Below are 16,946 nucleotides of genomic sequence, written 5' to 3'. Positions count from 1 at the left end.
GATGCGAAAGGCAGCGAGAAGCTGGCCCTGCATGCCCAGAAGGATATGCATACCACGGTGAAAAATGCCCAGAGTTTGGTGGTGGAGGCAGGCGACCGGACATTAACCCTTCAAACCGGAAATGAATTCAAGAAACTCGATCAGGGGAGTTTGTCCGAGGATATCTGTATGACTCGCAGCACCAAGGCGAACACGATACAGGTAAAGGCGGAAGCCGGAAAAGGGGGAGAGGGAACACAGTTGTATGAGGCACAGGATGACATCAGTCTGAAAGTGGGCAGTGGCACCATCCAAATGACGAAAACCAATATCAAGATTTCATTTGGCAGCTCCAGTATTGAATTGAGTGACAGCGGTATTACCGTGCTAGGCGGTCAGATTAACCTGAACAAATAAAACACCTCAATTTTTAAGTTAAAGTCAAAAAGGATTTACCATGAACAATAAACTTGACCTGTCCCCTTTCCACTTCAATGCCGGCATTATCATGCTGCCGGCCAGCTGGCAGGATGCAAGCATTCTGGTGCTGAACAGTCCAGATGAAAAAAGTGGCACCAGTTTTACCATTTCCCGCGACAACCTGCCGTGGGGCCTGGCATTCCGTCAATTTGCAGAGCGAGAAATGACCGGAATTAGCAAGCAACTGAAGGACTATGACGCGATAGCTCATGAATCGGGCGAGCTGAACGGATTTGAAACCGAGACGTTTGAGTTTCGCTGGCGTGCACCGAGCAGCACCGTACACCAATTGATGATGATGCTCAATGCCCCCCGGCAGGTGCTGATTTTCACTGGCACCTGTCAGGGAGAAATGACCCCGGCACAGCGGGAACAAATGCAGGCCATGATGGCGACCTTCCAGCTGCGCGATGAGCAGAAGGATAACCGATAACAGGGAGGGGAACATGAGTGTTTCACAGAATATCATGATGGGAGCGGCGGCGGCGCAACGGCCGTACCAGCCCCCCGCAGCCAACAAGCGTACCTTGCCGACACAGGGAGGCCGACCCGCTCCTGTCCCTCCCCGGACAGAAAAATCAACCTCGGATAAGGCACTGGAATTCCTACAAAGTGAGACTTTTGAGAATGCGACATTAGCAACTGGGGGAGCCTATGCTGTTGCCACCGGAGCAGCCGCACCTTTTGCCGTGGGATTGGCGGCCGGGGCGGTTGGTGGGGTTGCGGGTGCCTATGTCGGCGATAAAATCGGTCATGCCATCGCGGCGGGGATGGGCATGAGCACGGTGTCGACAGAAGGGGAAAATCCGGCGCGAGAGGGGGATGCAATAGCTCACCAGAACAAGAATGCCGGTCTGTGGGGCGCATTGGGCGGTATCTTGTTGGGGGCAGTGACGGCCTTGGCGGTGGGGGCGCTGGTGGTCGCTACGGGGGGTGCGGCGTTGGTTGTTGTCGCGGCAGCAGCAGCGGCCGGCGGTTTTGTAGGGGGTGTCTGTGCCGGAATTGGGGCGGCTATCGGTCAGTATGGCAGTAACAAGGGCACCATTGTGAAAGGGTCACCGGATGTCTTCTTTGAGGGCAAGCCGGTGGCCCGGGTGGGGGATCCGGTTGTGTGCAGTGACCATCCTCCTGGTGTGATAGCGGAAGGAGCGAAGACCGTCTTTGCCAATGGACAGGGCATAGCCCGGTTGGGTCACCGCACCACCTGTGATGCCAATATCAACAGTGCGGCGGGGTCGATTTCCATCACCAAGGCAACCGATGGCAAATACCCTATCGCAGAAGAAAGTAACAAGGACTTGCAGTGGGCGGTGGTGATTGCCGGATTGCTGCCCTTGCCGCGTAACAAGAAAGGGGTGACGAAGTCGGAGAAACCCAAGGAATCGGTGGAAACGAAAAGCTGCCCCCCGACCAAGAAAAAATGCAAAAATGACCCGGTAGATTTAACGACGGGTGACTTTTTGCAGCAAAAACCGGTGCTCTCCCTGCCAGGTACGGTGCCCCTCTCTTTGGTACGAACCTATCGTTCAACAGAAAACTTTGCCGGCCTGTTTGGACCTAAATGGGCGGATGGGTGGTCACGACATCTTTTGCTTGACGGTGATGCTACCCGCTTCACGGATGACGATGGAGTCATTTACACGTTTCATACCCCGGCAGCAGAAAACAAGGTGTTTGCGGTGAATCTGAACGCAGGGCATTACCTGTTGTTCGGCGATCGTGATCATGGCCTGCACCTGTTTGACCGCCGCAGCCAGCTCATTCTGAGTTTTGAACAGAAAGCGGGCGCCTGTCGGCTGCTTTCTGCCATTAGTGACCGCAATGGTAACCGCATCTTGTTTCATTATGAGAATACCCATGACGAGAGAGCTTTGCGGCTGTCACAGATAACGCACTCAGACGGTTATCGTTTACTGCTCGGTTATGACCAGAAAAATCTGGCTACAATTGAGTACCTGACGGACGAACTCCGCCAGCGGCTGGTGACCTGCCACTATGATAGGCGGGGCTATCTGGTGGAATGCGAAACCTTCCAGTTTTATCACCTATGGCATGAGTATAACGACCACGGCCACATGACCCGCTGGCAAAGTAATAGCGGGTCAGATGTTTCCATTGGCTATGACACCCATGGACGCGTCATCGCGGTGAACACACCACAAGGCTACTGGAATGCCCAGTTTCGGTATGACGACGCAGAGCGCATTACCATCTATCTAGATCCTGAAGGAGGGTGTACCTGCTATTGGTATGACGAAGATGGCAATGTCGTACGCAGTATTGATCCGCTAGGGCGGGAAACCGTCATGGCGTGGGATTTGCGTAACATGGTGTCGGAAACCGACCCGCTGGGACGAACCACCTATTTTGAATACAGTCCGTATGGGGAACTAACCAAACTGACTCAGCCGTCCGGCGAAGTGTTCACCTATGATTATGATGAATATGGTCAGTTGGTACAGGCCAAATTGTCCAATGGTCTGAGCTGGCGCTTCCATTACAATGAAGCAGGGGAGCCTGATTCGGTCACCGATCCATTGGGACGACGGGAGGAATATCGTTATAACCAACATGGCGAACTGCTTCGTAAAGTGTTGCCGGATGGGACTGAATGGCGTTATGAATATGAGCAACACCGATTGTATCAGGTGCTGTCGCCGAGTGGCTATACGACCCGTTATGAGCAGGACGGATTGGGGCGTTTGCACAACATGACGGATGCGCTGGGTCAGCATACTCATTACCAGCACAGCGCTTTCCATGCCAGCCTGAACGGCAGTGTCACCGAAATTACCCAGCCGGATGGGGTCAGGCAGCAGATAACCTATGATCAGGCCGGGCGGGTTTCGGCTGTGACGGACGGCGAAGGGCAAACCACCCAGTACACCTATGGTCCGTTTAACCTGCTGACCAGTATGACCCGCCCGGATGGCACTACACTGCATTTTGATTATGACCGTCTGCTTCGCCTGAACACAGTGACGACAGCAATGGGGGAAACCTACCGATACGAGTATGATCCCGCTGATCAGCTTATTCGCGAAACCGACTTTACCGGTCGAACGCTGAAATACGCTTATGATCGGGGAGGGCGCCGCACCTTAATACGTTACCCGAACGGCCAATTAACCCGTCTTTGTTATAACGAGGATAACCAAATTCGTCGGCGGGAGCACTGGCAAGCAGATGAATCCGCCTGTGAATTGCAGGTGGTGATTGAATATGACTATGACCCGCTGGGTCGGCTGCTCTGCGCAACGTCACCGGATGCGAAAGTAGAATTCGAGTATGACGCAGCGGGGCACCTGATTGGGGAACGTGTGAATGGCCGGGAAATCACCCGCCAGTGGGATAGACAAAGTGGCCTGCCCACAGCGGAAACAGTGGGTGATCACACCCTGAATTTCGATTATAACCAAGCGGGACAACTTACCCGTTTCCAGTTTGGCCAGCATGACCCATTAACGTTAAGCTATGATCCGCTCGGTCACGAAACAGTGCGTGAAAGTGCGAAAGGCTTCATTTTGGCCAGTCGCTATACAGATACCGGGTTACTGGCCCATCAGTCAGCCGGACGGGTCACTGCGCTTTTCCGTGAGACACTGCAACAGAATCACCCACACTTCCCGCCACAGGCAACGGCCGTTAACCGCAGCTAGCAGTATGATCGTGCCTTTAATGTACAGGTGATAGATGACAGCATTTGGGGGCAAACCCGTTATCGCTATAACCAAAACGATCAGGTCACTCATGCTGCCTTTGAGGGATTTCGGCCCTTTGAGGAACAATTCCAGTATGACAAACAGGGCAACCTGAGCCGTCATGTGCCTAATGATGCCCAGCATGCTTTGAAGCAAGCCGATCAGCTCCAACTGGCGGGGCGGGTGGTGCATCGCGGCGACCTTACTTACCGTTATGATCAGAATGGGCGGTTAGTGGAGAAAACGGAACACCGCGACGGTTTTCGTCCGCAGATTTGGCGATACCGCTGGGATATTCAGGATCAACTGACCCACTGTGAAACACCGGATGGCTCCCGCTGGCAGTATCAATACGATGCTTTTGGACGGCGTATTCGTAAGCTGAAAGTCCACGATGGTAAACTGGCCGCGGCTAATTTGCAGCGCTGGTTGAATGGTAAACCGGATCTGACACCGAAACCGGATGCCATCATTGGGCATGATTTTCTGTGGAGCGGTGATCAGCTGATCGAAGAAACCCCGATTTATGCGGATGGCACACCTGCCGGTGATCACAGCGTCCGTTGGCTCTATGCACCGGGGACGTTAACCCCCTGGGCGCGTTATGAACGGGGCAAACTACACTATACCGTCAGCGACCATCAGGGTACAGTGCGGGAAATACTGAACGAAGCCGGCCAGCTCATCTGGGCCGGGAGGCTGAGCACGTGGGGCCGGCTGGATACCTGGCCGGCAGTGGCGCGTAATCATGAAGACGCCCATGTGAATTGCAACCTGCGTTTTATGGGCCAGTATGCGGATGAGGAAAGCGGGTTATACTACAATCGGTTCCGCTATTATTCGCCGGAGACGGCGCAGTATATTTCGCCCGATCCGCTGAACCTGAACGGCGGGTTTAACCCGTACGGGTACGTGCATAACCCGGTGCGGTTCGTGGACCCGTATGGGCTATCGTCGGAGACGACCACCTTTTACCATGCAGGCGGTTTTGAAAAAGATACCAAGATAGATCTGTCAAGAGGGAAAGGTAGAAAAGATTTTGACCCAAGAGGGAAGAAAGGGTTTTATGTAACAGCATCGAAGGAGCAGGCTCTTAAGTGGTCTAAGAAGAGAGATCTTCCAACACTGGCTACATTCGAGATACCTAATTCAGAGTTGGCCAAATTAAATATTAAAGTTTTTGATATGAACTCTCCTACAGATAGGAAAGAGTGGGAACGATATGTCACAGAAGGCCGTAAAGGAAAGCTTGTTCATAATTATGACGGTGTTAGTGGTCCGATGTTAATGAACCCATTTGAATTTAAACACGGAGCTTCGCCAGATATACAAGGTCATCAATTAGCTTTTTATACTCAAAAAGCAGCAGATTTATTTGATCAACATAAAACTTCAGTTCAACGAGTTGCCAATGGCAAAATAGTTGATAATTGTCCATAAGATGATGAGTAGAAAAGACATGATTGATGAAAAAAATATTATTGATGGGATTGTTTTCATTGATGAAAATAATCCTAACATAAAACGTATTTTTAATTTTCATACTTGGGTTGAAACATTAAAAGCGATTATTGTCAAATATGGTAATAAATCAGAAAGCGAAGCGGAACATCTGGTTTTAAATCACCCAGCAGTTTGTAGCTCTATTGATGATTATATGTCTGTTGCATTGCTTAATCATGAGCCTGAGTATGATTGGGCGATGCTGATAGCTTATGGTCATGAATATTGGTTAAAGGGTATTCCTGCTTATGAACCAGAAGGTTTTGATGAGTGGCTAGAACAGTATAGAAAAGATCATAATTTGAAGGAATTTAGTTTTGAGTATATTACTGAGTGATAACCGCGGGGAAAAGGATTAAAACGATGAAAATCCTGCCTCCTTAAATTCAGGAACAAAAAGCCGGAAATATCTTTATGATCTTCCGGCTTTTTATCATCATCCGGCCTGATAATCCCCAATCAGCTTCCGCATCTTGAGCTTAATCTCACTAAGCTGGTCTTGCTGGCGCTCGTATTGTTGCCGGATGGCGCGGGTGCCATCACTATCAGGAATGAGCACAATGCAGCCATCCATAATCTTGACGGTCAGGGTGCCACCGATATCGAACCCTGCTGCCTTAAGCCATTGGCCTTTCAGGTGTATCGCAGGCGGGGCGGCTTTATTTACCGCCCGGTTTTGCTTAGAATGCGCCTTAGCCATCATTCAACTCCCGTTTAGTTGCTTATGGTCAGCGGGGTTAAAGTGTTGATAGCACTTTAACCCAACGTTAAATCAAAGGTTTTTTTACCTTGCCAGTGCCTGTAACTGCTTCTTGGTTAAAAAGGCATCCAGCAACTTCTTAATCACTTCCTTGTCTTCCTCCGGTAACTGCTCCACAGCCTGAAATTACCTTAGTAACTCCCTGTCCTCAAAGCGCGCTTTCGCCGCTTTGGTCTCAGCCCCTTCCAACAAATAATCACTGGTAACATTCAGCACATCCGCCAGACGTTTTAAGGTATCACTATCACTGCTCGGCCGTGAGGTGCCGCACTCAATCTGGTGGTCGCCAATGACGAACGGCAATGGCTGGATGAAGAAAGCGGGCTGGTCTATAACCGGTTCCGATATTACTCGTCGGTGGTGGGGTGTTATCTGACGCCTGACCCGATTGGGCTACATGGAGGGGAAAACCTGTATGCCTACGTGCCTAACCCGATTGGCTGGAAGATCCGTATGGGTTAAGTAAAAAGTACACAGGGCATGTTTTTCGGGCATTAACCAGAAAGCAGTCAAAATGTGCTCAAGCAGGAGAAGATATCCCACCAAAAGATCCAACATCGAATTATTCAGTACAAGAGAATGTCGAAAATGGGAGGTTAAATACCCAGTTAATTTCTACCTCTAAACTTGAACATAGGGCAGACTTCTATAACAAAAATGGTAAAGTTAAAATAGATCTATCAAAAATCCCTGATAATCAAATTATTGGTATGAGTAGTGGACGGGGATTAACTGGCAAGGCGAAAGCTTATGCAAGACTAGACCAATAGGCCATTTTAATTAATGGTATTCCAGCTGGAACATAGAAGGTTATTAAATGAATAAAGATCTTCGTTTTCAATTAAATACACTCTCTGAGGAGTTAGATGCATTCTATGAAAAGGAATATTCTTCCTCAGAGGAGTATTCCTTAAGAAACAAACCGATAAAATCAAAGATTATTGATTTAATTATATCATCTAATGATGAAAATGAAGATTCTGTTAAAAATGATGCATTGTTTTTACTTTTCGATAATACGGGTTGTCAAGAGGATGTTGAGATATTAAATGAAATAATATCACCTTTGTTTGATAAAAAAATTATTAATGATGAATCACTAGATGAATATTTAAATAAATCGCCATTGTCACGGTGGAGATAATATGAAATTTTAAAGCTGGGTAGGAATAAAAATCTTCCCGGCTTTTTTATCATCATCCCGCCTGATAATCCCCAATCAGTTCCCGCACCCGCAACTTAATCTCACTGAGCTGGTCTTGCTGGCGCTGGTACTGTTGTTTGATGCTGCGGGTGTCATCACTGTCGGGGATCAGCACCAGACAGCCATCCATAATCTTAACTGTGAGTGTGCCACCAATCTCAAACCCCGCCGCTTTAAGCCATCTTCCCGTTAAATTTATCGCGGGTCGGGGGTTCGGCCTGCCATTTTGCGGCACGTATCCCACGGTGTAATAACGTTCTGTTTTGGCGGTTTTGCTTAGAATGTGCCTTAGCCATGATTCAACTCCTTAATAGTTGTTTATGGTCAGCAGGATTAAGGTGTTGATAGCACCTTTCCCTGCGTTAACTCAAAGGGGTCTTTTGCCTTGCCAGTACCTGTAACTGCTTTTTGGTTAAGAAGGCATCCAGCAACTTCTTAATCACTTCCTTGTCTTCCTCCGGTAACTGCTCCACAGCCTGAAATTACCTTAGTAACTCCCTGTCCTCAAAGCGCGCTTTCGCCGCTTTGGTCTCAGCCCCTTCCAACAAATAATCACTGCTCACACCGAGCACATGCGCCAGACGTTTTAAGGTATCACTGCCCGGCCGTGAGGTGCCGCACTCAATCTGGTGGCAGCAAATGATGAGCGGCAATGGCTGCGTTATGTGGTGAACAGCAACGGGCAGGTCACTTCAGTCAGTGACCGGGATCGTTTGCAGGAACATTATCAATGTGATGCCTCCGGCTACCCTGCCCGCCGGTTTGACGGGTTGCACGAGATTGACGGGGAGCGGCTCTACCAGAAAGGCCACCGGTTACGCCAGCTCGGCCAGCATCTGTTTGAGTATGATGATGCCGGGCGGATGACCGCCATGCAGCTCTGGCAGGAAGGCCATCGTTCTCAGTTGACCAAGTTTCGCTGGAACAACCAGAATCAACTCATCGGCGTGCAAACGCCGGGCGGGCAACAGTGGGATTATCGCTATGATGCCTTTGAGCGGCGCACGGAAAAAGTGTGCGAACAGGCAGGCATGCACACCACTTACCTGTGGGACGGCGATGTGCCGGTGGAAATTCGAGAGTACCGGCACAACCGGTTGCACTGCATCCGCCATCTGGTGTTCGATGGCTGGCAGCTGCTGGCGCAGCAGGTACAGTTTTTTACCCCGAACCAGGAAAACCGCAGCGAACTGCTGGCCGGGAAAATTCAAACGCAGTACGAGTGTGTGCCCCGACCGGAGAGCCACTAGCGTTGTTTGATGCCGCCGGGCACCGGGTCTGGCGTCAGCCACCGCAGAGCCTGTACGGGTTGCGGCTGGGTGTTCTGGGGGAAAATCCCGAATTGAATCCAGGATTAAAATATGCCGGGCAGTATTTAACGCCGGATCCGATTGGGTTACTTGGGGGAGAAAATCTATACTCATACGTTGGAAATCCGACAGGGTTCATAGATCCGCTGGGTTTATCTGGTCTTGGTATAGTTGGGAGTATGGTCAGGAAGGTGAAAGGCCGCTTACCAATTAATAGCAAGCATGCTGGGAAAATATATCCAGCAAGTGAGTTACCAGTTGAAATAAGAAATAAATATCCGCATGGTGTGCCATTTACCCATTCAGGGTTTCCAGATTTTTCTCGATATTCTATTAAGAACGTAAGAATTGAGCTTGGAAAAACCCGAACAGTTGATTTTGCTAGGGCAGATGCAGCCGCAGGATATAGCAGAAGTAACCCTCGACCAACCGGATATACCTGGCATCATCACCATGATTCAGGTTATATGCAGCTAATCCCAACAGATATACATAGCAAAGTGAAACATACCGGTGGAGTAGCAACGAGAAAATGTCCAAAGGGAAAATAAATTATGGTTGCCAATATTATTGATTTTAAAGGGCCAATTGATGAAAGCGCAGTTACTAATTTTGAAAATGAGATAGGAAACTCTCTTCCAAATGACTATCGTAATTTTCTAAAAAAATATAATGGGGGCTATCCTGATCCTGATGCTTTTCTCTTTTTAAATGATGAAGAAGATGGCTCATCTGTTGATCGATTTCTTAGTTTAGGGTGTGAGAAACATCATGATCTCAGAAATTATTTTATTGACTATAAGGATAGAATTCCTCTTGATTTTTTGCCTATAGCTCATGATCCAGGTGGTAATTTGATATTGATTTCTTTATCAAACGATAATCCTGGGGTGTTTTTCTGGGATCATGAATTTGAAGCAGATGAAGGTGAATTGCCAGATATGAGTAATGTTCATCTCATAAGTCATACATTTACTGATTTTTTATCAGTTTTATATAAGTTGGAAATTTAATTTTATAATACCGGAACGATGTAATATTCTTCCGGTTATTAAATTGTAATTGTCCGGCTAATTAGCTTGCCGGACAATTAATTACTCTATTTTATCCTGCCTGATAATCCTCAATCAGTTCCCGCATTCGGAGCTTAATTTCACTGAGCTGGTCTTGCTGGCATCAGTACTGTTAAGCCAGCAAAACCGGCAGTTCGGCCTTTATTACAATGGTGGCATACGCAGTTTCAATGGTAACAGGATGATCCAATAAACCGCTTTCAGTCAGCCAGTCACCAGCAAGGTAAAGTTCGCCATTATCGCGTACCCCGTCAATGCCTTGATGTGGATCACACTCGATTAGATGAAAGATGAAGACTTATTAGTACATTCCTTGTGCTACTTAGCATGATATAAATGCGAACCGTTTCCCAAAATGAAAATGTTGTCATTCAAGGGATGGAAAACCGTTCGCCCGCTTTGTCAGTGTTTTTATTTTTTACTGATAAAACAAATTGTTATCTTGTTATCTACAACAGCTTTTTATTCAACTTGCCGGGAAATTGCTGTAACCAGCCAGCAACGGCGATATCATCCCATTCGCCTTCATTCAGGCTTTTTAAGCAGTGCCACAGTTCATGAAAATTTTGGGTGGTGATGATCAAACAACCCGGCATCACTCTGATTTTTAACGGATCATGAATGGAAAATCCGGCTTCAAGCAGCCATTTTCCGCTTAAGTTAATGGCGGGGATAGTACGGTTGGGTCCTTGGGGGCGGTAAACGACTTTTTGATACCGTTCCGGCTGGGAAATTTTGTAAATACGGGTTCCTGCATTAGAATGCGTGTTAGCCATAATAACTAGTCCTAAGTAGTTGTTGTGGTTAGCGGTTTTATCGTGTTCCACCACGGTAAAGCCGCGTTCAGATTTCATTGCCTACATTATCCCCGACCTGAGCAACTTTCCATCATCAAAACCGGCGTTTGCGAAGCGACTCGCAAAATAAATACTGTATATATATCCATTACAAAATTTACAATTAAAAAAGAAAGTACTGCTGATTTCTATAATAAAAGTGATAGTAAGATCAAAGTTGATTTATCTAGGATACCAGACAAGCAATTTGTTGATATTAGTAGAAGTCAGGGATTAACAGGAAAAGCGTCCCGTTACGCTCGTAAAGATCAAGAAGTTATCCTTACGGATGGTATTCCTTCTGGGGCATATGAGATTATAAAATGAATAATGGTTTTTACTTACGTCTTGATTCTTTATCTAAAGAACTGGGCGATGTTTATACGAAAAGATATTCATCTGAGAATGAGGAATATTTAGAAAATAAGAAAATTAAATCTAGATTAATTGATTTAATTTTGGAAGCTGAGGAATATGATAAAAAACAATTTTTTGATAACGCATTATTTTTACTTTTTGACAATACAGAATGCCAAGAGGATTTTGAGATTTTGAATGAAATAATCCTCCCTTTGCTCGATAAAAAATTATTACCAAGGAGTTGATCGAGAAGAAGTTGGATGAGAACTCCCCATTATCAACCCGTTTATTCCCCACCTTTCACCGTTTCAGATTCTTTTGGCTTCTCCGGCAGTGGTCCCGGTCTCATAATCTGGTTAAAACTATTTTTTATTTCATTAATATCAATCGGCGCTTCACCTTTTGGTTGCACCAGAATAAAAGAGATTTCTTGAGACAACATCTCTTTCAGTTTTTTATTCAAAAGCTGTGGTGTCAGGGAGGATAAAAATGCCTGTCTCAGCCGCTGGAATTGTTCGGGGGCGATATCTATGACGTTATTTTGCTGTGACAACAGACGTTGATTAATCAAAATATCGGTATCCGTGCGGGCATACATGGCAAATAACTGCTGGAGCTGACTCCGCTTCTGAGCATAAAGTTCGTCAAATTGTTCTTGCGATAATCCATTTTCACGCAGTGATGACAGTTGAGAAGCCAGATAAAGCGTGGATTCCATCAGCTTGTCCGCAGGAGCATCCAGATTTAATGAACAATTCGCCCGTTGGTATAACACTCGGCAATCCAAGCCTAGCTTCATGTCATCCTGTTTTTCTTTAAGCCCCAATTGCAGATAACGGTAAAGCGCTTCACGCGTCAGGTCATTTAACCAGTACTGAGCCAAAGTCTGCGAATCGTTAATCGACAGCCAATTCAGGTTCCAAGTTAAAGATAGGCGGTCTTGTTTGGCTTTGTCACTCTCTACGCTAATGGTTGCCGCTTTCAGGGGCAGCAATGTCGGAACAGAAACCGGTGTCTGGCGTTTTCCTCCCAATGACGAAAATGCCCGATTAATCCGCTCTGACAGTAATCGGTTGTCAACATGGCCCGCGATATACAGTGTCATCACATCCGGCGTATACCATTGACGATAAAAATTTTCGACTTTTTTCATTTCCACAGGCACTGATACCGGCATCCCCGGATCATGATCGATAAGTGTCGAGCCTTTCAGCCGCATACGCCATACTGGATCTTGGATATCAGGTGGAAAAGTCGTTACAGTATGTTCATCTCCTTTCATGGCCTGTGCCAATGTTTCCGGTGTAAACACTGCACTACCCGCAATGTCAGATAACCAGATCAATGCATCTTGTAATAGATCAGCGCGATTATTCGGCAGGCTCAGGCTGTAAAGGGTGAAATCATATGAAACAATGGCAGGTGGGAAAGGGTTTTTAGTATCGATCGCATTGTGCCACAAGTTTTCCAATTTCTGCGATGATAAATCTTTACTGCTGGATAAAACGACTTTCGGAATAAGGTAAGTGTAGCCCCGTTGTAGGTTTTTCTCGGCTAGAGAGCCTGTCTTTACCAATAACCGCAACTGTATTCTGTCATTGGGCCGCTGAGGTGTTTGCAGAATTTGCCAACTGAATCCATTCTCCAGTTTGCCTTGTTGCCACGCCGGATCAGGCTGCAAGGTTTCAGCCTGTACCAAACAAGTCGTAGCCAGAATCGCACCGCCAATAAGATACCCGATTTTGTTGCCCAGCATTCTTACTTACCCCTACCTGTTTAATTTTATCCTGCGAAACTTACGACAATCAGTTATACCCAGATATTATCATCAAGGATTAGACCGCTATTCATCTTGTAAGGTTTCATTTTGATGGCATGTTCTGCTTATTAACCTGACGATTATAGCCTTTTACCAGTAAACCCAATTCATCATCCTGATGGATTTTAGGGCAAGACATAGGCGATGGCGGTTGTTCTTCATTCAGTTCCCGCGCGATATCGCGCAATGGACGGATGATAATGCGATTTACGCACCAGCTTATCGACACCGTAAGAATAAGTGCAAGTAATAAATAGGTGGTCAACATGAATGCAAGTGTATTCATAGCAAAACGATACACTCGATTGGAATCAACCTGCAAAATAAGCTGTCCCTGTGACTCCGCTGTTTTTGGCAAAGTACTATAATTTGGCGAAGTACTATAATTTGGCGAAGTACTATAATTTAGCGAAGTACTATAAACATAGAGGGGAATATTTACCTCAACGGGAATGCCAAAAACCTTCTTTGCCAGTTCAGGTATAGGACGATGGGTGGCAAAATCCAAGCTCATCACCGGAACGTTATCAGGCAATAGCACATCTGCACGGCCCAGAATGCCTGAGGTTTTCAAGCCAAGCAACAGTGTTTTTGCCTTATTGAGATCTGAACTCAGCAATGCTTCTGCCAAAGGGGCTTTGATCTGTATGGCAACGTTGTTAAGTTGATTAGTGTAGTCATCTTTATACTGCTGCAATAAGTGGAATAACTGGATGGTGATGAAAATAGCAACCGTAACCAAGGTGACTCCTGTCACTGCGGCCATCTGTTTAATGGTTAACGAACGTTTAACACGCGATTTCATCTTATCCAAACCAATAATAATAAAAATACTGACCAGCACTCCCCCAACAATGTGAGGGAGTATACTTGATTTTACTTGCGGTCGTCTTATTTTGATGAATTCAAAAGAGAAAAATAACCGAGATATAACGGTGCAACGCAATACAGTAAGTGCCTAACGTTTTTACTGTGATGCTTACACGTTATACCCCGGATAAATATGATTAAGTGAATGAGTTTTAATCCTGTTCGACTGCAAAGCACGCGATCAGTTGTTCACCATATTGCTTTAATTTCGGTTGGAATTGAGTACACGGGCCAAATGCGCGACGACAACGAGCAGCAAAAGCACACCCCGAAGGCGGATTCATCGGGCTTGGCAGCTCTCCCGTCAGCTTAATGCGTTCACGGCGCAATGCTGGATTCAGGCGAGGAGTCGCAGACAATAACGCTTGTGTATAAGGGTGACGCGGATTGTTGAAAATCATTTCCCTACTGCCTTTTTCAACACAACGTCCCAAATACATCACCATCACTTCATCCGCAATATGCTCAACAACCGAAAGGTCATGGGATATGAAGACGTAAGACAATCCCAATTCCTGCTGCAAGTCCATCATCAGGTTCAGAACCTGCGCTCGTACCGAAACATCCAACGCCGAAACTGGCTCATCTGCAATCACTACGTCCGGGTTTAACATCAACCCACGAGCAATAGCGATACGCTGACGCTGACCGCCAGAAAACATGTGTGGATAACGCGAGTAATGTTCCGGCTTTAATCCCACTTTCTCCATCATTTGCAAGACTTTTTCCTTGCGTTCGGCCGCAGTCAGTGGGGTATTAATCAACAAAGGCTCTTCTAAAATCTGCCCCACTTTTTTACGGGGATTTAAGGAAGCGTAGGGATTTTGAAATACAATCTGAATCTTCTGGCGACGCAGTTTTTCTGCTTCTTTATTTGGCACCAAGAGATCTTGCCCCAGATAATAAAGCTCTCCATCAGTCGGTTTTTCAATCATGGTCAGTAGACGACCCAATGTGGATTTTCCGCAACCTGATTCGCCGACAACAGCCAGTGTTTTGCCTTTTTCCAACTCAAATGAAACACCATCCAACGCTTTTACCATACGCTCAGGCGAGAATAAGCCTGTTTTCACCGGATAATATTTCTTCAGTTCAATGGCTTTCAGTAAAGGAACCGTGGCTTTTTCCTGTTCTTGATTTTGTTGAGTGCTCATACTGTTGGCCTCCCCTCATCATCCAGCGGCATGTGACATTTAACCTGACGTCCTCCCACTGATTGCAATGGAGGCTCCTCCTGATGGCAATGCTCATTGGCATAAGGGCAACGAGGATTGAGCAGGCACCCCGTTGGGCGGTCATATTTTCCGGGAACGACACCGGGTAACGATGCCAAACGGGATTTATCCACCGCAAATTCCGGCAATGCCCGCAATAATGCCTGTGTATAAGGATGACGTGGTGCGCGGAAAATTTCCGTTGCTTTGCCAATCTCCACCACTTGTCCGGCATACATCACAATAATATGGTGGGCTGCTTCGGCCACCAGCGCCAAATCATGGGTGATCAAGAGTAATGCCATGTTTTCCCGCTGCTGCAATTCCAGCAGCAGTTCGATGATTTGCGCCTGAATGGTGACGTCCAGAGCCGTTGTCGGTTCATCGGCAATCAGGAGCTTCGGACGACACGCGATAGCCATTGCGATCATCACGCGCTGACTCATCCCACCCGACAACTGATGCGGGTAAACGTCCAGACGAGAGGCCGGATCAGGAATGCCCACTAGTGTCAGTAAGTCGATTGCCCGCTGACGCCGCGTTTTTCGATTTCCACCCTGATGGACTTTCAAGGCTTCCATGATCTGATAACCGACGGTGTAGCACGGATTCAAACTGGTCATGGGATCTTGGAAAATCATCGCAATTTCCGAACCAACCAACTGGCGACGCTCTTTTTCTGAAATTTTGGTCAGGTCTCGACCATTGAATTCCATCTTTTCAGCCATGACTTTGCCCGGATAATCAATCAACCCCATAATCGCCAATGAACTGACTGATTTACCTGAACCGGACTCTCCAACAATGCCGACAACCTCTCCCTGCTCAACATGGTAGCTGATACGGTCAACGGCGCGGAATGGTGCTTCTTCATCCCCAAAATGCACCGATAATTGGTCTACATTCAATAATGCCATTTCACAATACCCCTACTGCTTGAGCTTAGGATCAAGTGCATCACGCAACCCATCTCCCATCAGGTTAAACGCCAGTACTGTCAACAAGATAGCCAGCCCCGGAAAGGTCACGACCCACCACGCACTCTGAGCAAATTGCAAAACATCTGCCAGCATGGTTCCCCATTCTGGTGTCGGTGGCTGCGCCCCCATTCCCAGAAAACCTAAGGCCGCCATATCGAGAATGGCATTCGAAAACCCCAATGACGCCTGCACAATTAACGGTGCAAGGCAGTTTGGCAGGATATTGATGAACATCTGGCGCGTAGCTCCTGCACCAGCCACTTGGGAAGCCACCACATAATCACGGTTAACTTCAACCAATACCGCCGCCCTTGTCAGACGGATGTAGTGAGGCAAGGCAACAAACGTCAATGCCAGTGACGCATTGACAATCGACGGGCCGAAGATTGCCACCAGTACCAATGCCAACAGCAGGCTTGGCAAAGCCAACATAATGTCGACGATACGCATGATGATGGCATCCACCACGCCACCAAAATACCCCGCCAATACCCCCAGAACGACGCCCATTATGAGTGACATCACCACGACCAGACAGCCAACCAACAATGAAAGGCGTGCCCCATACATCAGGCGGGACAAGATATCGCGCCCGACATCATCCGTGCCGAGGATAAATTGCCAGCTTCCGCCTTCTTGCCATATCGGAGGCGTCAACAAGGCATCGCGGAATTGTTCTGCCGGGCCATGCGGAGCCAACACTCCCGCAAATAACGCCACCAGCAGCATCAGGATAATATAGACAAGGCCAATCACTGCGCCTTTGTTACGTTTAAAGTAGTGCCAAAATTCCTGTATCGGCGTCATTAATTTCGGCGCACCCAATACTATTGGCTCAGTTGTTTGAGTCATCATGT

General features: G+C 47.2%; 18 protein-coding genes and 3 pseudogenes. 11 read left to right on the top strand and 10 right to left on the bottom strand.

Annotation, left to right across the window (positions count from 1 at the left end; translation table 11 throughout):
* The 5 genes and pseudogenes from PSI14_RS14930 to PSI14_RS14910 form a co-directional block, all read left to right on the top strand.
* Positions 1-396, top strand: a pseudogene (locus tag PSI14_RS14930) (type VI secretion system Vgr family protein); the annotation flags it as partial.
* A 40-nt stretch (positions 397-436) separates the two neighbouring features.
* Entirely contained in the window at positions 437-892 is a 456-nt protein-coding gene (locus tag PSI14_RS14925; protein WP_273576619.1) for a DcrB-related protein, read from the top strand.
* Between the two features lie 13 nt (positions 893-905).
* Positions 906-5,114 (top strand): annotated as a pseudogene (locus PSI14_RS14920) (RHS repeat-associated core domain-containing protein); the annotation flags it as partial.
* A complete protein-coding gene (locus PSI14_RS20375) occupies positions 5,094-5,600 on the top strand; it encodes a DUF3990 domain-containing protein (RefSeq protein ID WP_442316488.1) in 507 nt (168 codons plus the stop codon). The pseudogene PSI14_RS14920 and the gene PSI14_RS20375, both read left to right, overlap by 21 nt.
* 19 nt (positions 5,601-5,619) lie before the next feature.
* On the top strand, positions 5,620-6,000 hold the full coding sequence (locus PSI14_RS14910) for a hypothetical protein (RefSeq protein WP_273576616.1): 381 nt from the start codon (positions 5,620-5,622) through the stop codon (positions 5,998-6,000).
* A 99-nt stretch (positions 6,001-6,099) separates the two neighbouring features.
* Here PSI14_RS14910 and PSI14_RS14905 read toward each other — a convergent pair whose 3' ends face one another.
* Entirely contained in the window at positions 6,100-6,363 is a 264-nt protein-coding gene (locus PSI14_RS14905) for a SymE family type I addiction module toxin (RefSeq protein ID WP_273576615.1), read from the bottom strand.
* A 360-nt stretch (positions 6,364-6,723) separates the two neighbouring features.
* Between PSI14_RS14905 and PSI14_RS20080 the strand changes: the two are divergent.
* Together PSI14_RS20080 and PSI14_RS14895 are read left to right on the top strand one after the other, a co-directional pair.
* A pseudogene (locus tag PSI14_RS20080) lies at positions 6,724-6,885 on the top strand (RHS repeat-associated core domain-containing protein); the annotation flags it as partial.
* A 355-nt stretch (positions 6,886-7,240) separates the two neighbouring features.
* Positions 7,241-7,567: a hypothetical protein gene (locus PSI14_RS14895; RefSeq protein ID WP_273576614.1), complete on the top strand. Its 327-nt coding sequence runs from the start codon at positions 7,241-7,243 to the stop codon at positions 7,565-7,567.
* Between the two features lie 52 nt (positions 7,568-7,619).
* On the opposite strand, the gene PSI14_RS14890 is transcribed toward PSI14_RS14895, so the two are convergent.
* Both PSI14_RS14890 and PSI14_RS20265 read right to left on the bottom strand, forming a co-directional pair.
* Entirely contained in the window at positions 7,620-7,826 is a 207-nt protein-coding gene (locus PSI14_RS14890) for a SymE family type I addiction module toxin (RefSeq protein WP_273576626.1), read from the bottom strand.
* The gene (locus tag PSI14_RS20265; protein WP_273576629.1) at positions 7,801-7,923 is read right to left on the bottom strand and encodes a hypothetical protein; all 123 of its coding nucleotides are present in this window, start codon (positions 7,921-7,923) and stop codon (positions 7,801-7,803) included. The genes PSI14_RS14890 and PSI14_RS20265 overlap by 26 nt, the downstream gene beginning before the upstream one ends.
* Before the next feature lie 333 nt (positions 7,924-8,256).
* On the opposite strand from PSI14_RS20265, the gene PSI14_RS14880 reads away from it, so the two are divergent.
* From PSI14_RS14880 to PSI14_RS14870, 3 genes are read left to right on the top strand one after another with little or no spacing between them, the layout of a single operon-like run.
* On the top strand, positions 8,257-8,877 hold the full coding sequence (locus PSI14_RS14880; protein WP_273576613.1) for an RHS repeat domain-containing protein: 621 nt from the start codon (positions 8,257-8,259) through the stop codon (positions 8,875-8,877).
* Positions 8,878-8,879: 2 nt separating this feature from the next.
* Positions 8,880-9,488 (top strand): HNH endonuclease, encoded by a 609-nt coding sequence (locus PSI14_RS14875; protein WP_273576612.1) that lies wholly within the window; start codon positions 8,880-8,882, stop codon positions 9,486-9,488.
* Positions 9,489-9,491: 3 nt separating this feature from the next.
* Entirely contained in the window at positions 9,492-9,950 is a 459-nt protein-coding gene (locus PSI14_RS14870; protein WP_258087499.1) for an SMI1/KNR4 family protein, read from the top strand.
* Between the two features lie 172 nt (positions 9,951-10,122).
* Here the strand turns inward: PSI14_RS14870 and PSI14_RS14865 are convergent, their stop codons facing one another.
* Both PSI14_RS14865 and PSI14_RS14860 read right to left on the bottom strand, forming a co-directional pair.
* Complete coding sequence (locus PSI14_RS14865) at positions 10,123-10,266, bottom strand: SymE family type I addiction module toxin (RefSeq protein WP_273576625.1); 144 nt, start codon at positions 10,264-10,266, stop codon at positions 10,123-10,125.
* 193 nt (positions 10,267-10,459) lie between these two features.
* Positions 10,460-10,864: a SymE family type I addiction module toxin gene (locus tag PSI14_RS14860; protein WP_306309305.1), complete on the bottom strand. Its 405-nt coding sequence runs from the start codon at positions 10,862-10,864 to the stop codon at positions 10,460-10,462.
* 305 nt (positions 10,865-11,169) lie between these two features.
* On the opposite strand from PSI14_RS14860, the gene PSI14_RS14855 reads away from it, so the two are divergent.
* On the top strand, positions 11,170-11,451 hold the full coding sequence (locus PSI14_RS14855; protein WP_273576611.1) for a hypothetical protein: 282 nt from the start codon (positions 11,170-11,172) through the stop codon (positions 11,449-11,451).
* 41 nt (positions 11,452-11,492) lie between these two features.
* Here the strand turns inward: PSI14_RS14855 and PSI14_RS14850 are convergent, their stop codons facing one another.
* From PSI14_RS14850 to dppC, 5 genes are all read right to left on the bottom strand, one after another.
* Positions 11,493-12,962 (bottom strand): insulinase family protein, encoded by a 1,470-nt coding sequence (locus tag PSI14_RS14850; protein ID WP_273576610.1) that lies wholly within the window; start codon positions 12,960-12,962, stop codon positions 11,493-11,495.
* A gap of 106 nt (positions 12,963-13,068) precedes the next feature.
* Positions 13,069-13,830, bottom strand: coding sequence for a HAMP domain-containing protein (locus tag PSI14_RS14845; RefSeq protein WP_273576609.1), 762 nt, complete (start codon positions 13,828-13,830; stop codon positions 13,069-13,071).
* Between the two features lie 217 nt (positions 13,831-14,047).
* Positions 14,048-15,049 (bottom strand): dipeptide ABC transporter ATP-binding subunit DppF, encoded by a 1,002-nt coding sequence (gene dppF, locus PSI14_RS14840; RefSeq protein ID WP_273576608.1) that lies wholly within the window; start codon positions 15,047-15,049, stop codon positions 14,048-14,050.
* Positions 15,046-16,026 carry a dipeptide ABC transporter ATP-binding protein gene (dppD, locus tag PSI14_RS14835; RefSeq protein WP_273576607.1) on the bottom strand — a complete coding sequence of 327 codons (981 nt, stop codon included), beginning with the start codon at positions 16,024-16,026 and terminating at the stop codon, positions 15,046-15,048. The genes dppF and dppD overlap by 4 nt, the downstream gene beginning before the upstream one ends.
* A gap of 12 nt (positions 16,027-16,038) precedes the next feature.
* Entirely contained in the window at positions 16,039-16,941 is a 903-nt protein-coding gene (gene dppC / locus PSI14_RS14830; protein ID WP_273576606.1) for a dipeptide ABC transporter permease DppC, read from the bottom strand.
* Positions 16,942-16,946 lie beyond the last annotated feature (5 nt).

The sequence above is a fragment of the Xenorhabdus anantnagensis genome (genome assembly GCF_028598555.1).
GTDB lineage: Bacteria > Pseudomonadota > Gammaproteobacteria > Enterobacterales > Enterobacteriaceae > Xenorhabdus > Xenorhabdus anantnagensis.
Note: the sequence above shows the minus strand (reverse complement) of the source record. Positions and strands in the feature narration are given on the sequence as shown.

Excerpts from the sequence above, each read along its gene's own strand:
- PSI14_RS14845 (WP_273576609.1), bottom strand. The coding sequence starts at position 13,830 with ATGAAATCGCGTGTTAAACGTTCGTTAACCATTAAACAGATGGCCGCA.
- PSI14_RS14905 (WP_273576615.1), bottom strand. The coding sequence starts at position 6,363 with ATGGCTAAGGCGCATTCTAAGCAAAACCGGGCGGTAAATAAAGCCGCC.
- dppC (WP_273576606.1), bottom strand. The coding sequence starts at position 16,941 with ATGACTCAAACAACTGAGCCAATAGTATTGGGTGCGCCGAAATTAATG.
- PSI14_RS14925 (WP_273576619.1), top strand. The coding sequence starts at position 437 with ATGAACAATAAACTTGACCTGTCCCCTTTCCACTTCAATGCCGGCATT.
- PSI14_RS14910 (WP_273576616.1), top strand. The coding sequence starts at position 5,620 with ATGATTGATGAAAAAAATATTATTGATGGGATTGTTTTCATTGATGAA.
- PSI14_RS14850 (WP_273576610.1), bottom strand. The coding sequence starts at position 12,962 with ATGCTGGGCAACAAAATCGGGTATCTTATTGGCGGTGCGATTCTGGCT.
- PSI14_RS14860 (WP_306309305.1), bottom strand. The coding sequence starts at position 10,864 with ATGAAATCTGAACGCGGCTTTACCGTGGTGGAACACGATAAAACCGCT.
- PSI14_RS14895 (WP_273576614.1), top strand. The coding sequence starts at position 7,241 with ATGAATAAAGATCTTCGTTTTCAATTAAATACACTCTCTGAGGAGTTA.
- dppF (WP_273576608.1), bottom strand. The coding sequence starts at position 15,049 with ATGAGCACTCAACAAAATCAAGAACAGGAAAAAGCCACGGTTCCTTTA.
- PSI14_RS20265 (WP_273576629.1), bottom strand. The coding sequence starts at position 7,923 with ATGGCTAAGGCACATTCTAAGCAAAACCGCCAAAACAGAACGTTATTA.
- PSI14_RS14855 (WP_273576611.1), top strand. The coding sequence starts at position 11,170 with ATGAATAATGGTTTTTACTTACGTCTTGATTCTTTATCTAAAGAACTG.
- PSI14_RS14870 (WP_258087499.1), top strand. The coding sequence starts at position 9,492 with ATGGTTGCCAATATTATTGATTTTAAAGGGCCAATTGATGAAAGCGCA.
- dppD (WP_273576607.1), bottom strand. The coding sequence starts at position 16,026 with ATGGCATTATTGAATGTAGACCAATTATCGGTGCATTTTGGGGATGAA.